This window comes from Amycolatopsis sp. NPDC004378 (genome assembly GCF_053602455.1).
Genome location: NZ_JBSGDR010000011.1, coordinates 267,779 through 280,387 on the forward strand (window position 1 = coordinate 267,779; position 12,609 = coordinate 280,387).

The 12,609-nt window shown below is 73.0% G+C and carries 15 protein-coding genes; 4 read left to right on the forward strand and 11 right to left on the reverse strand.

The genetic code is table 11. The features are described 5' to 3' along the window. The first annotated feature begins 55 nt into the window (after positions 1 to 55). Positions 56 to 424: a DNA polymerase ligase N-terminal domain-containing protein gene (locus tag ACWEN0_RS29730; RefSeq protein ID WP_451980669.1), complete on the forward strand. Its 369-nt coding sequence runs from the start codon at positions 56 to 58 to the stop codon at positions 422 to 424. Next, complete coding sequence (locus ACWEN0_RS29735) at positions 411 to 1,244, forward strand: dihydrodipicolinate synthase family protein (RefSeq protein WP_451980672.1); 834 nt, start codon at positions 411 to 413, stop codon at positions 1,242 to 1,244. The genes ACWEN0_RS29730 and ACWEN0_RS29735 overlap by 14 nt, the downstream gene beginning before the upstream one ends. Here ACWEN0_RS29735 and ACWEN0_RS29740 read toward each other — a convergent pair. From ACWEN0_RS29740 to ACWEN0_RS29765, 6 genes are all read right to left on the reverse strand, one after another. Beyond that, positions 1,229 to 1,978 (reverse strand): DUF998 domain-containing protein, encoded by a 750-nt coding sequence (locus ACWEN0_RS29740; protein ID WP_451980675.1) that lies wholly within the window; start codon positions 1,976 to 1,978, stop codon positions 1,229 to 1,231. The two genes, ACWEN0_RS29735 and ACWEN0_RS29740, sit on opposite strands and share 16 nt — an antisense overlap. Positions 1,979 to 2,081: 103 nt before the next feature. Further along, on the reverse strand, positions 2,082 to 2,948 hold the full coding sequence (locus tag ACWEN0_RS29745) for an NAD(+)/NADH kinase (protein ID WP_451980678.1): 867 nt from the start codon (positions 2,946 to 2,948) through the stop codon (positions 2,082 to 2,084). A 27-nt stretch (positions 2,949 to 2,975) separates the two neighbouring features. After that, a complete protein-coding gene (locus ACWEN0_RS29750; RefSeq protein WP_451980681.1) occupies positions 2,976 to 4,451 on the reverse strand; it encodes a flavin-containing monooxygenase in 1,476 nt (491 codons plus the stop codon). Continuing rightward, a complete protein-coding gene (locus tag ACWEN0_RS29755; RefSeq protein ID WP_451980684.1) occupies positions 4,448 to 5,293 on the reverse strand; it encodes an SDR family NAD(P)-dependent oxidoreductase in 846 nt (281 codons plus the stop codon). The genes ACWEN0_RS29750 and ACWEN0_RS29755 overlap by 4 nt, the downstream gene beginning before the upstream one ends. After that, positions 5,277 to 6,167, reverse strand: a complete 891-nt coding sequence (locus tag ACWEN0_RS29760; RefSeq protein WP_451980687.1) for an alpha/beta fold hydrolase — start codon at positions 6,165 to 6,167, stop codon at positions 5,277 to 5,279. Before ACWEN0_RS29760 ends, ACWEN0_RS29755 begins: the two co-directional genes overlap by 17 nt. Further along, the gene (locus tag ACWEN0_RS29765; protein WP_451980690.1) at positions 6,164 to 7,456 is read right to left on the reverse strand and encodes a cytochrome P450; all 1,293 of its coding nucleotides are present in this window, start codon (positions 7,454 to 7,456) and stop codon (positions 6,164 to 6,166) included. Before ACWEN0_RS29765 ends, ACWEN0_RS29760 begins: the two co-directional genes overlap by 4 nt. A gap of 86 nt (positions 7,457 to 7,542) precedes the next feature. Here ACWEN0_RS29765 and ACWEN0_RS29770 point away from each other — a divergent pair, with 86 nt between their 5' ends. Then, positions 7,543 to 8,130: a TetR/AcrR family transcriptional regulator gene (locus ACWEN0_RS29770; RefSeq protein WP_451980693.1), complete on the forward strand. Its 588-nt coding sequence runs from the start codon at positions 7,543 to 7,545 to the stop codon at positions 8,128 to 8,130. Positions 8,131 to 8,134: 4 nt separating this feature from the next. Here ACWEN0_RS29770 and ACWEN0_RS29775 read toward each other — a convergent pair whose 3' ends face one another. The 5 genes from ACWEN0_RS29775 to ACWEN0_RS29795 are packed head-to-tail and all read right to left on the reverse strand — an operon-like array spanning position 8,135 to position 12,024. Then, positions 8,135 to 8,413, reverse strand: coding sequence for an HPr family phosphocarrier protein (locus ACWEN0_RS29775; protein WP_451980696.1), 279 nt, complete (start codon positions 8,411 to 8,413; stop codon positions 8,135 to 8,137). 11 nt (positions 8,414 to 8,424) lie between these two features. Beyond that, positions 8,425 to 9,870 (reverse strand): PTS fructose transporter subunit IIC, encoded by a 1,446-nt coding sequence (locus tag ACWEN0_RS29780; protein WP_451980699.1) that lies wholly within the window; start codon positions 9,868 to 9,870, stop codon positions 8,425 to 8,427. Between the two features lie 2 nt (positions 9,871 to 9,872). Beyond that, positions 9,873 to 10,325 carry a PTS sugar transporter subunit IIA gene (locus ACWEN0_RS29785; RefSeq protein ID WP_451980702.1) on the reverse strand — a complete coding sequence of 151 codons (453 nt, stop codon included), beginning with the start codon at positions 10,323 to 10,325 and terminating at the stop codon, positions 9,873 to 9,875. Further along, positions 10,322 to 11,266, reverse strand: a complete 945-nt coding sequence (pfkB, locus tag ACWEN0_RS29790) for a 1-phosphofructokinase (protein ID WP_451980705.1) — start codon at positions 11,264 to 11,266, stop codon at positions 10,322 to 10,324. Before pfkB ends, ACWEN0_RS29785 begins: the two co-directional genes overlap by 4 nt. After that, positions 11,263 to 12,024, reverse strand: coding sequence for a DeoR/GlpR family DNA-binding transcription regulator (locus ACWEN0_RS29795; RefSeq protein WP_451980708.1), 762 nt, complete (start codon positions 12,022 to 12,024; stop codon positions 11,263 to 11,265). The genes pfkB and ACWEN0_RS29795 overlap by 4 nt, the downstream gene beginning before the upstream one ends. Before the next feature lie 103 nt (positions 12,025 to 12,127). Here ACWEN0_RS29795 and ACWEN0_RS29800 point away from each other — a divergent pair. Next, positions 12,128 to 12,609: phosphoenolpyruvate-utilizing N-terminal domain-containing protein (locus ACWEN0_RS29800; RefSeq protein WP_451980711.1), on the forward strand; the 482-nt coding region annotated here is incomplete at its 3' end.

The window sequence follows — 12,609 nt, forward strand, 5'->3', positions numbered from 1 at the left end:
ACGGTTTGGGCGGCGCGAAATCGGGTAGGAGCGCGGGATCTGGCAGGGTGGAGGGGTGACCGACCGACCGGCGTTCGTGCTGCACGAGCACTGGCGCCCGCGGCACCACTTCGACCTCCGGCTCGAGGAGGACGGCGTGCTGCGGTCGTGGGCAGTGCCGCGCGGTCTCCCGCCGGACTCCGCCGGGAACCGGCTCGCGGTGGCCGTGCCCGACCACGACCTCGACCACCTCGGCTACGAGGACGAGACCAAGAAGGTCGCCGACACCGGGTGGTGGGAAGAGCACGACCGGACGCCGAAGCGGATCCTGTTCACGCTGCACGGCCGGACGGGCTCGGTGCGCTACGCGCTGATCCGCACCGACCGCGACTGGCTCCTGCACCGCACCCGAGAGCAGCCGGGAGACGCCGATGCCGCGCGTTGAGGTCCTGTCCGCCACGCCGACGCTCTTCCGCGAGGACGGCGAACTCGACACCCACGGCAACGCCGCGTTGCTGACCTGGCTGCGCGACCGGGTCGACGGTGTCTTCGTCGCCGGGACGACCGGCGAGTTCCCCGCGCTGGAGCGGGGTGAACGCCGGACACTGGCCGAGCTCGCGCTGGCAGCGTTCGGTCCGGCCCGCACGATCGTGCACGTCGGCGCGGCGAGCACGCGCGAAGCCGTCGCGCTGACGGCCGACGCCCTCGCCGCCGGGGCCACGCGCCTGGCCGTGCTCACGCCCTACTACCTGCCCGCGGACGCCGAAGCGGTGCAACGCCACTTCGCCGCGGTGGCCGCCGCGGCCGGGGACGCCGACGTCTACGGCTACCTCTTCCCGGACCTCACCGGCGTCACGCTCACCCCGGAGGAGTTCGCCGCGACGGGCCTGCGCGGCGGGAAGCTGTCGGGTGCGGCGGCGGCCGGGCTCGCCGGTTTCCGGGCGGCGCTGCCGGACGCGCGGTTCTGGTCGGGCGCCGACACGCAGGTGGCCGCCGTGGCCCGGGCCGGCGGGGCGGGCGTGGTCTCGGGTCTGTCCTCGGCGTACCCGGACCCGTTCGTGGCCCTGGCGGCCGCGGTGGCGGCCGGGGACGAAGCCGCCGAGCGTGCCGCTCAGGCGCGCGCCGACGCGGTGCTCGCCGCGCTGGGCGGGACCGTCGCCGGGATCAAGGAAGCGCTGCGGCGGCGGGGGATCGGCACCGGCGTGCTGCGGATGCCCGCGGCCGCGCCGGACGTCGACCGGATCGCCGCCTACGCCGGGAGCTGAAGCCGGGCCGGGCGCATCGCCCGGTGCGCCCAGCGGCCGAGCACGACGAGCAGCGCGATCTCCAGCACCATCATCAGGCGCTCGACCAGGCCGGTCGCGATCGTCGGGAGGTGGCCGCCGAGGACGACGTTCACCGCGAACGGGACGATGAACGGCAGGTAGAACGGGATCGCGGCGAGCGCGAGGCGCCGCGACCAGGTCGCGAACCGCCGCCAGCGCGGGTCGTCGCGGTGCCGCCGGCCCAGCGCCCAGCCGACCACCGGCAGGCTGAGGCACGTGACGGCCGAGGCGTAGAGGTGGATCTTCCCGGTCGCGGTGATCGCGCCGCCCTGCGGGTCCTTCGCGAAGAGCGCGACCGCGAGCAGGCTGACGCACCACAGCACCTTCGCGCCCACCAGCGCCGGGTTGGCCAGCAGGCCCCGGCGGTAGAGCGCGACCAGCAGCAGGGCCGAGCCGGTGCTGGTGAGGACCAGCGCGACGTCCCACATCCACCGGCCGGGGCTCAGCGCGTAGTCGCTGAGCATCGAGCTGACCGGGTCCAGGGGCGCGAGCCGCCGGTCGAGGTGCAGGACGACGAGCAGGACCATCGCGGTGGCGAGGGTGGTCAGCGCGCCGGGCACGAGCAGCCGGGCGCGCAGGCGGGGACGGGCGGGCGACGACAACAGCATGTAGAGGGACACTCCCGGACGGGTCGGCTGGTTCAGGCGCAAGTCGCGGACGCTACCCGTGACCATTCCGTGATCATCGCGCGACACGCCCGCGATGTGACCCAGCCCACTCCGGCACGTTCCCGTGAGAGCGACCACCTGGGGCGTCGCTTTCCCGGGAAGGTGCCGGTCAGTGGTCGCCGTCCTGGGGGATCTCCGCCGAGTCGGTGAGCCGCAGCTTGCGCCGGGCCCGCTGGTAGAACGTCGTCATCCCCAGCCGGACGACCCGGGCCGCGCTCGGCCGGGCTTTCAGGTCGAGGCGGTCGCCGGGGCGGATGTACCCCTCGACCTGCCCGTCGACTTCCACGGCCAGCCGGCCGCTGGTGGGCAGCAGCTCGAGCGTCACCTCGTCGTGCACCGACAGCACCACGCCGCGGCTGTACGCGGAGTGCGGCGCCGCGGGCGTGACCAGCAACGCCTCCACCGACGGGCTGGTGATCGGCCCGCCGGCGGAGAAGCTGTACGCCGTCGAGCCGGTCGGGGTGGCGACGACCACCGCGTCGGCCGAGTAGCTCACGAACGGCTGGCCGCCGACGCGGACCGCGACGACCGCGCTGCCGTCGCCGGGCACCCGCACCACGGCGATGTCGTTGAACGCCGTGATCCGGCGGCCGTCGAGCAGCCCGTCCACGGCCAGCCGCGGCTCGACCGTGAACTGGTGGTCGTCGATCGCCGAGAGCGCGCCCGGCAGGTCGGGGACGTCGACCTCGGCGAGGAACCCGAGCTTGCCGAGATTGACCCCGAGCACCGGCGCGCGCTGCCCGTCGGCCAGCCGCATCGCGCGCAGCATCGTGCCGTCGCCGCCCAGGCTGACCACCAGGTCGGAGCGCCGGCCGAGCTCCTCGGCCGTCACCCCGACCGCCGCGCAGTTCAGGCGGACGATCTCGTCGGCGATGCCGAGGATCTCGATGTTCCGGTGGCCGGCCCAGCCGAGCACGGCCTCGACGGCGGCCGCGGAGTCGCGGCGGGGGTGCAGCACGAGTCCCGCGGAGTGCATGTCAGCGGACCCGGGCGGAAGGGAGCGTCATGCGCTCAGTCTGCCCGCTCCCGCCTCCCGTCGCGAGAACCGCAGGGCGCCGTCGTCGATCCGGCCGTGCCGGAGCTTGACGACGTCGTGCGCGTAGCTCATGCCGAGCGTCCACGGCGCCCGCGAACCCGCCTTGGGGAACTCGTCGATCGACCGCAGGACGTACCCGGCGTCGAAGTCGAGCAACGGCCGTTCGGTGACCGCCGGGTCGTCGTTGACCGGCACGGCCTGGTCGTACCCATACCGGTCGAGGTGGCGCAGCAGCCGCACGACGTACTCGCCGACGAGGTCGGCCTTGAGCGTCCACGACGCGTTCGTGTAGCCGATCGTGAACGCGAAGTTCGGCACGCCGCTGAGCATCATGCCCTTGTAGGCCATGGTTTCCGGCAGCTTGACCGGGTCGCCGTCGACGACGAGCTCGATGCCGCCGAAGGCCAGCAGCCGCAGCTCGGTCGCGGTGACGACGACGTCCGCCTCGAGCTCGTCGCCCGATTCGAGCCGGATGCCGGTCTCGGTGAAGGTGGCGATCCGGTCGGTGACCACCGAAGCGTGGCCGTGGCGGATCGAGCGGAACAGGTCGCCGTCCGGCACCAGGCAGAGCCGCTGGTCCCAGGGCTGGTAACGCGGCTTGAAGTGGGTGTCGACGGCATAGCCGGGCGGCAGCTGCTTCACCGCGGCCTTGCGGATCATCGCCTTGACCACGCCGGGACGACGCCGGCTGAGCTGGTAGATCAGCGTGCTCACCGCGACGTTCTTCCAGCGCGCGATCGGGTACGCCAGCCGCGCGCCGAGCAGCCCGCGCAGCCGGTTGGCCAGCGCGTCTTCCGACGGCAGCGACAGGATGTAGGTGGGGGAGCGCTGGAGCATCGTGACGTGCGCGGCGCGGTCGGCCATCGCCGGCACGAGCGTCACGGCCGTCGCGCCGCTGCCGATCACGACGACCTTCTTGCCCGTGTAGTCGAGGTCCTCGGGCCAGCGCTGCGGGTGCACGACCGTGCCGCCGAAGTTCTCGATGCCGGGGAACTCCGGCGTGTGGCCGCCGGCGTAGTCGTAGTAGCCGCTGCACAGGTAGAGGAACTTCGCGGTGAACCGGACGGGCTCGCCGTCGTGGGCCGCCTCGACCGTCCACAGTGCGTCCTCTGTGGACCATTCGGCGCGGAGGACCTTGTGCCCGAAGCGGATGTGCCGGTCGATCCCGGCGTCGGCCGCCGTTTCCCGGACGTAGTTCAGGATCGACGGCCCGTCCGCGATGGCCTTCTCGCTGGTCCACGGCCGGAACCGGTAGCCGAGGGTCTGCATGTCCGAATCGGACCGGACGCCCGGGTAGCGGAACAGGTCCCACGTGCCGCCGATGGCGTCGCGGGCTTCGAGGATCGCGTAGGTCTTGCGCGGGAACGCCGTCCGCAGGTGGTGCGCCGCGCCGACGCCGGACAACCCGGCGCCGACGATCAGCACGTCGACGTGCTCGGTCATCGCACGGCCTCCGTTCGCCGCGGGCGCCTCATCAGGCGCGTGAGCACGGCGTTGTAGTGGGTGGGGGTGACGCGGGCGAGCGCGTCGAACAGGTACGCGTCGGGTCCGACGAGGATACGGGCCTTGCCGCGGTCGACGCCGGTGTGGATGATCGCCGCCGCCTTGTCCGGCGAGGTCATCGTCATGGCCTCGAACTGCGCGGCCATCTCCTCGCGGCTGCGGCCCAGCCCGGTCGGGTCGCGGCGGACCCGGGCGTTGCGCGCGATGTTCGTCGTGATGCCGCCCGGGTGCACGGTGACCGCGCGGACCGCGCTGCCGGCCAGCTCCTGCCGCAATGACTCGGTGAAGCCGCGGACGGCGAACTTCGCGGCGCAGTACGCGCTCTGGTAGGGCATCCCGAGCAGGCCGAACACGCTGGACGTGTTCACGATCGCGCCTTCGCCCTGCTCGACGAGGATCGGCAGGAACGCCCGCGTCCCGTGCACGACGCCGCGGAAGTTGATGTCGTGCAGCCAGTCGTCGTCCTCGGGCACGGCGTCCAGGACGCTCGACGTCACGGCGACCCCGGCGTTGTTGAACACCGCGGCCAGCGGAGCGGGCAGCCAGTCCTTCACTTCGGCGGCGAACTTCAGCTGGTCTTCGGCGTCGCGGACGTCGAGCACACGCGTCAGCACCCGGCCGTGCAGGGCAGCGGCGGTGGCCTTCAGGCCGTCTTCGTCGACGTCGGCCAGCGCGACCGGCGAGCCGAGGCGGGAGAGCCGGGTGGCCAGCGCGCGGCCGATCCCGGAGGCCGCCCCGGTGATGACCACCGGGCGGCCGGTGATGCTACGGGGCCGTGACATCGCTGCTCCTCGTGTGCTTGCCGATGAGGTCGAGCAGGACCGGCCACGCGCCTTCGGGCAGGTCGTGGCCCATGCCGGGGACGGTTTCGAGGCGGGCGCCGGGGATCGCGCGCGCGGTGGCGCCGCCGCCGGTCGGGTGGACCATCCGGTCGCGGTCGCCGTGGACGACCAGCGTCGGCGCGGTGATCTTCCGCAGCCACGCCGTCCGGTTGCCGGACTTGAGGATCGCGCCGAGCTGACGGCCGACGCCGCCGGTCGACGGGTCGCGGTCCCAGCCCGTCCCGGCCGTCTCGCGCACCCAGGCCTCGTCGAACGGGAAGCCGTGCGAGCCGATGTGCCGGAACATCGCCACCGCGCTTTCGACGGCCTCTTCGCGGGACTTCGGCGGCTTCGCGCCCATCAGCCGCAACGTCGAGAACGCCGGCCGGCCGAGCAGGCGCGACCCGGTCGTCGACATGATCGACGTCAGGGTCGTCACGCGCGCCGGGTGCAGCGCCGCGACGGTCTGGGAGATCATGCCGCCCATGGAGACGCCGGCGATGTGCACGCGGTCCAGGCCGAGGGCGTCGAGCAGGCCGACCGTGTCGGCGGCCATGTCCTTCAGGTCGTACTGCTCCGGCGGGAAGCGGCCGGCGAGCATCGCGGGCAGGCCGGCCGGCCGGAACCGCGGGTGCGTCGAACGGCCGGCGTCGCGGTTGTCGAACCGGATCACCTCGAAGCCGCGCCCGGCGAGCTGCGCGCAGAACCCGTCGGGCCAGCTGTGCAGCTGCTGGCCCAGCCCGGCGACGAGTACCAGCGGCTCGGCGCCGCGGTCCCCGATCCGTTCGTACGCCAGGGAAATCCCCCGGCCGGCGTCGGCGATCTCTTCGGTCACGAATCTCCTCCGGTGCTCCGGCGGCGCACGACCGCGCGGCCGCCCTTGGCGGGGGCGTAGGCCACGCCCCGCGAGTGCCAGCGTTCGTCGGGCTCGGTCGTCGGCACGAGCGTGAAGTCCCGCAGCAGCGTGCGCAGCACGACGGACATCTCCATGGTCGCGAACGCGGCGCCGAGGCAGCGGCGGGTGCCGCCGCCGAACGGGATCCACTGGTAGAGGTCCGGCCGCGCGCCTTCGAAGCGGTGCGGGTCGAACCTGCGCGCGTGCGGGAAGACGGCGTCGTCGTCGTGGATCAGGGCGATGCTGACGAGCACGGCGTACCCCTTCGGCAGCGTCCAGCGGCCCAGCCGGAAGCCGTCCTGCTTGACCTGCCGCGCGGTGAGGTCGATGACCGGGCGCGTGCGCTGGACCTCGAGGAGGGTGGCGTCGAGCAGCTTCCCGTCGTCTTCGCGCAGCTCGTCCAGCAGCGCGGGGTGGCGGCGGAGGCGCTCGACGGCCCAGGCCAGGGTCGTCGCGGTGGTCTCGTGCCCGGCGGTGAGCAGGGTGAGCAGCTGGTCGGCGATCTCGTCGCGACCGAGCCCGGAGCCGTCGTCGTAGCGGGTCTGCAGCATCATCGCGAGGACGTCGTCGCCGTCGGGGCGGGCCTTGGCGATCAGCCGGTCGACGATGGCGTCGTACTCGCGGCGCATCCGTTCGAAGCGGCGCCACGGGTTGAAACGCCCCTTCTTCGGGATCGGCGCGACGGCCAGGCGCGAGCCGAGGGTGACGAACGGCGGAAGCAGCTCGCGCAGCTCGGCGAATTCCGCCCCCTCGGCGCCGAACACCGCGCGGAGGATGGCGTTGAGCGTGATCCGCATCATCGACGGCAGCGTGGCGAACGGTTTTCCGTCCGGCCAGCTCGCGAGTTCACGCACGGTTTCTTCTTCGACGATCTTTTCGTACGCCGCGAGCCGCCGGCCGTGGAAGGGCGGGACCAGCAGCTTGCGCTGCCTTTTGTGCTCTTCGCCGGAGAGCGCGAACATCGACCGCGGCCCGAGGACCCGGCCGAGGTTGACCTCGAGGTTGTCGACGACGTCGGGGCCGGTGGTGAAGAGCTGCTTGATCTCGGCGGGGTCGCTGATCACGACCGCGTTGCCGAAGACCGGCACGTTCACCGTGAAGGCGTCTCCGTAGCGGTCCTTGAGCCGGCGCATGCCCCGCAGCGGTTGCGTGAGCGCGTAGGCGCCTTGGACGGCGCGGGACGCGGATGGTCCGGGCGGCAGCGTCACCGCGGTTGTCATGGTCGTCATCGACCCTCCCGAAGCGTGGTACGCGAGCGTACCGTCGGTACGGTACGCCGGTGTACCATCGGATTTCAAGGAGGAGGGCCTGTACCGTGACTTCCGTGGACGTCGACACCCGCCGGCACCGGGAGCGGCTGCTGGACGGGCTGGCGGCGTCGATCACCGAGGACGGCTTCCGCGAGACGACGGTGGCCGACATCGTCCGCCGCGCCCGCACGTCGCGCCGGACGTTCTACGAACACTTCTCCGGCAAGGAAGAATGCTTCATCGCGCTGCTGGCGGAAGCGAACCGCGCGATGATCCAGCAGATCTCGGAAGCGGTCGACCCGCGCGCGCCGTGGGCCGACCAGGTGCGCCAGGCGATCGAAACGTGGATCGCCTGTTCGGAGTCGGAACCGGCGATCACCCTGAGCTGGATCCGCGACGTCCCGGCCCTGGGCGCCCCGGCCCGCGAGCTGCAGCGCGAAGCGATGGAGGGCTTCATCGCCCTGACCCAGCGCCTGACCGACACGGCGGAGATGCGCGCGGTGGGGATCAGCCCGCCGTCCCGCCAGCTGTCGATCATGCTGCTGGGCGGCCTGCGCGAGCTGATCGCCACCACGGTGGAGGACGGTGGCCGGGCCGGCGACGTCACGGAGGTCGCGGTGCGGGCGTCGATCGCCCTGCTCGGCCCGGCCTGACGCGTCAGGCGTCCAGATCCCGCGCGATGAGCTCGGCCAGCGCGTCCACGGACGCCTGCGCATGCTCACCGTCGGCGGTCAGCTCGACCTCGTCCCCGAAAGCCGCGCCCAGGGTCATCAGCCCGAGGACGCTGGCGGCGTCGACCGGGTCGCCGGGGACCCCGCCCGTGATCTTGGCGATCTTCACCTTCGCCTGCTGACCGGCGGCCGTCTTGGCGACCAGGCCCGCGGGCCGGGCGTGGAGCCCGACCGCGCTGGCGACGAGCGTGCGGCGGTGGTACACAGTGGACTCCTTCACGCGTTGACGGGCTGACCGGAAACAGCGGCGGACCGTTCGGCCGCGCGGAAGCGGACCTGCTTGAGCAGGATCACCGAGACCGACGCGACCGCGGTGCCGGCGACCAGCGCCAGCAGGAACAGCAGCGGGCTGCCGATCAGCGGGAGCACGAAGATGCCGCCGTGCGGGGCGCGCAGCGTCGCACCGAACGCCATCGACAGCGCGCCCGTCACCGCCGAGCCGAGCATGATCGACGGGATCACGCGGAACGGGTCCGCCGCGGCGAACGGGATCGCGCCCTCGGTGATGAACGACGCGCCCAGCAGCCAGGCCGCGCGGCCGTTCTCGCGCTCGGCCTCGGTGAACAGCTTCTTCCGCACGGTCGAGGCGAGCGCCAGCGCCAGCGGCGGCACCATCCCGGCGGCCATCACCGCGGCCATGATCTGCAGCGACGCCGTCGCGCCGGTCGTCAGGCCGCCGACCGCGAACGCGTACGCGGCCTTGTTGACCGGCCCGCCCATGTCGAAGGCCATCATCAGCCCGAGCAACGCGCCCAGCAGCACCGCGCTGACGCCGCTCAGGCTGTTGAGCCAGTGCGTCAGACCCGAGGTCGCGGCGGCGATGGGCTTGCCGACCACGACGTACATCAGCACGCCGACCACGATGGACCCGAGCAGCGGGTAGACGACCACCGGCATGATCCCGCGCATCGCCTTCGGCACCTGGATCTTCTTCAGCGCCATCACGACGCCACCGGCGAGCAGGCCGGCGACGAGGCCGCCGAGGAACCCGGCCCCGACCGTGACGGCGATGGCGCCGCCGACGAACCCGGGCGCGATGGCCGGCCGGTCGGCCATCGCGAAGGCGATGAACCCGGCCAGCACCGGCACCAGGAAGTCGAAGGCGGCACTGCCGATCTGGAACATCAGCGCGGCCCAGCCGGCGACCGAGCCCGAGTCGAAGTGCTGGGTGACCTTCGGCGCGTCGACGATCTTGTAGCCGCCCAACGCGAAGCTCAACGCGATCAGCAGCCCGCCGGCGGCGACGAACGGGATCAGGTAGCTGACCCCGGTCATCAGCCACTGGCGGACCTTCGTCCCGGCGTTGTCGTTGGCGCCGACCTTCGAGGTCAGTTCCGGGGCAGCGGGCGCGACGGGCTCGCGAGCGGCGGCCTTCGCGCGTTCGAACAGCCCGGCGGCGTCGTTGATCGCCGCCTTCACGGGAGCCTCGACGATCGGCTTGCCGGCGAAGCGTTCCCGGCCCTGAACGGTGAGGTCCGCGGCGAAGATGACGGCGTCCGCGCTCGCGATGTCCTCGGCGGACAGCGGCTCGGACCCGGCCGAGCCCTGGGTTTCGACGACGATCGTGTCGCCGTTGGCCTGGGCGGTCTGCTCCAGCGACTCGGCGGCCATGTAGGTGTGGGCGATCCCGGTGGGGCACGCGGTGATGGCGACGAACTTCATGGTCAGGACACCTCCTGGCGGATGTACTCGGCGACGGCGGCGGCATCGGTGGCGTCCAGCAGGTGCTGCTTGAACTCCGCACGCACGAGCCGGCGGGCGAGGGCGGCCAGCACCTTGAGGTGGTCGCTGCCGCCGCCTTCGGGCGCGGCGATGAGGAAGATCAGCTTCGCCGGGCCGTCCGGCGCGCCGAAGTCGACGCCCGCGGCGCTGCGGCCGAACGCCAGCGTCGGCGTGGTGACCGCGGCCGAGCGGCAGTGGGGGATGCCGATGCCGCCTTCGAGCCCGGTGGCCATCTGCTCCTCGCGCGCGGCGACGTCCTTGAGGAACAGGTCGAGGTCGGTCACCCGCCCGGCGTCGACGAGCCGCTGCGCGAGCGCACGGGTGGCCCCGTGCTTGTCGGCGGCGTCGAGGCCGAGGTCGACCAGGTCGGCGGTGATCAGGTCTGGGGTGGTCATGCGGCGGCTCCGCTGAGGGTGAAGGTGGGGTCGGCGTCGAGCACGCGCACCTGGTCCGCGTGCACGTCTTCGGGGGTGGGCATGCGGCTGCCCTCCTGCGTGACCGCGGCGGTGCCGTAGGCGACCGCGGTCCGCAGGGCTCGGGGGCCGGATCCTCCCGCGTGGAGGAACCCGGCGAGTGCGGCGTCTCCGGCGCCGACGGTGCTGCGCACGGCGACCAGCGGGCCGACCGCGTGGCGGGTTTCGTGCTCTTCGACGAGGACCGCACCCCGCGCGCCCAGGCTGACGAGCACGCGGCCGACGCCACCGCCGATCAGCTCGCGGCAGAACGCGACGACGTCGCCGAGCAGCGGCAGCGGGCGCCCGGCGAGCTCGGTCAGCTCGTCGAGGTTCGGCTTGAGCACGTCGGGCCCGCTCGCGCAGGCGGCGGCGAGCGGCGCCCCGGAGGTGTCCACGGCGACCTTCGCGCCCGCCTGGCGGGCCAGCCCGGTCAGCCGCGCGTAGAAGTCCTCGGGCACGCCGGCGGGGAGACTTCCGCAGCACACCAGCCATTCCGCGCGCGCGGCCAGTTCGACGGCCCGCCGTTCGAGGGTGGCGAGCTCGGCGGACGAGATCTCCGGCCCCGGCTCGTTGATCTTCGTCGTGGTCCCGTCGGCTTCGACGAGCGTGATGTTGCTGCGGGTCGTCCCGGCGATCGGCACGGCGACGACCGGGACGCCTTCCGGCGCGAGCAGGTCGGCCAGCCGGTCGCCGACCATGCCGCCCGCGGGCAGCAGGGCGACGGTCGGGGTGCCGGCCGCGGCCAGCGCGCGGGCCACGTTGACGCCCTTGCCGCCGGGGTCGAGCCGGACGCCTTCGGCGCGGATCACCTCGCCGCGGCGCAGCTCGGAAAGCCGGGCGGTGCGGTCCAGGCTCGGGTTGGGGGTGACGGTGACGATCACGCCAGCACCACCTCCGGGCCGGCTTCTTCGAGCTCGGCGACCGCGCCCGCGTCGATGCCGCTGTCGGTGACCAGCACGTCGATCTCCGCGAGCGTCGCGAACCGGCTGAGCTGGTCGGTGCCGTACTTGCTGTGGTCGGCCAGCAGCACCCGCTTGCGGGCGGCGGCGACCACCGCGGCCTTCACCGCGGACTCGGCCATGTCCGGCGTCGTGCAGCCGTGGTCGGCGGAAAAGCCGTTGGCGCCGAGGAAAGCGACGTCGACGAGCAGCCCGTCGAGCGCGTGCAGCGTCCACGCCTCGACGGCGGCGAGCGTCGTCCCGCGCACCCGGCCGCCCAGGATGTGCAGCGTGATGCCGGGGCGGGTGGCCAGGATCGACGCGACCGGGATCGAGTTGGTGATCACCGTCAGCTCGCGGTCGGCGGGCAGGAGCGTCGCGAGCCTGCTGGTGGTGGTGCCCGCGTCGAGCAGGATCGAGCCGCGGTCGGGCACGAGGTCGAGCGCGGCCCGGGCGATCGCGTCCTTCTCGGCGGCGTTGGTCCGGTCCCGCTGCGCGACCTCGGGTTCGAAGTCGAGCCGCTCGACGGCGACGGCGCCGCCGTAGACGCGGCGGACGACGCCCTGGCGTTCGAGGACGCCGAGGTCGCGGCGGATGGTCTCGGGGGCGACACCGAGTTCGGTGGCGACGTCGTTGACGTCGACCCGGCCGTCGCGACGTGCGCGTTGCGCCAGGAGCTGGTGCCGTTCGGCGGCGTACATGCCCGTTCCTCTCCGATGTTTGCCCGTTGCTGTTTGATTGTGCCCGTTGTTACCGTAGTGTCAATCCCCAGTTTCGCGATCCGTTGCCCCCGGAGGTCCCGCCATGCAGTTGTCCGGAGTCGGAGTCAGCCCCGGCCGGGTCGCCGGTCCGCGCGTCGTCGTGGCCGCTGACCTGCCCGAACCCGCTTCCACGCCGATCTCGGGCGAGCTCGGGGCGGAAGCGGGCAGGATCGGGCCGTCGGCCGCCGCGGTTGCGGCGAGGTTGTCCGATCGTGCCCGTTCTGTGTCCGGAGATGCCCGGTCGGTCCTGGAGACGACCGCGGCGATGGCGTCGGACCCGGCGCTGCTCGCCTCCGCCGAGACGCTCGTGCGGGAGCGTTCGCTGCCCGCGCCGCGCGCGGTGTGGGAGGCGGCGGGCGAGTTCATGACCGCGCTGCAAGCCGCCGGCGGCTACATGGCCGAGCGCGCCCGGGACGTCGCGGACGTCCGCGACCGGATCGTCGCCGACCAGCTGGGCGTCACCCCGCCCGGCGTCCCCGACCTGACGGAACCGAGCGTGCTGGTGGCGCGCGACCTCGCGCCGGC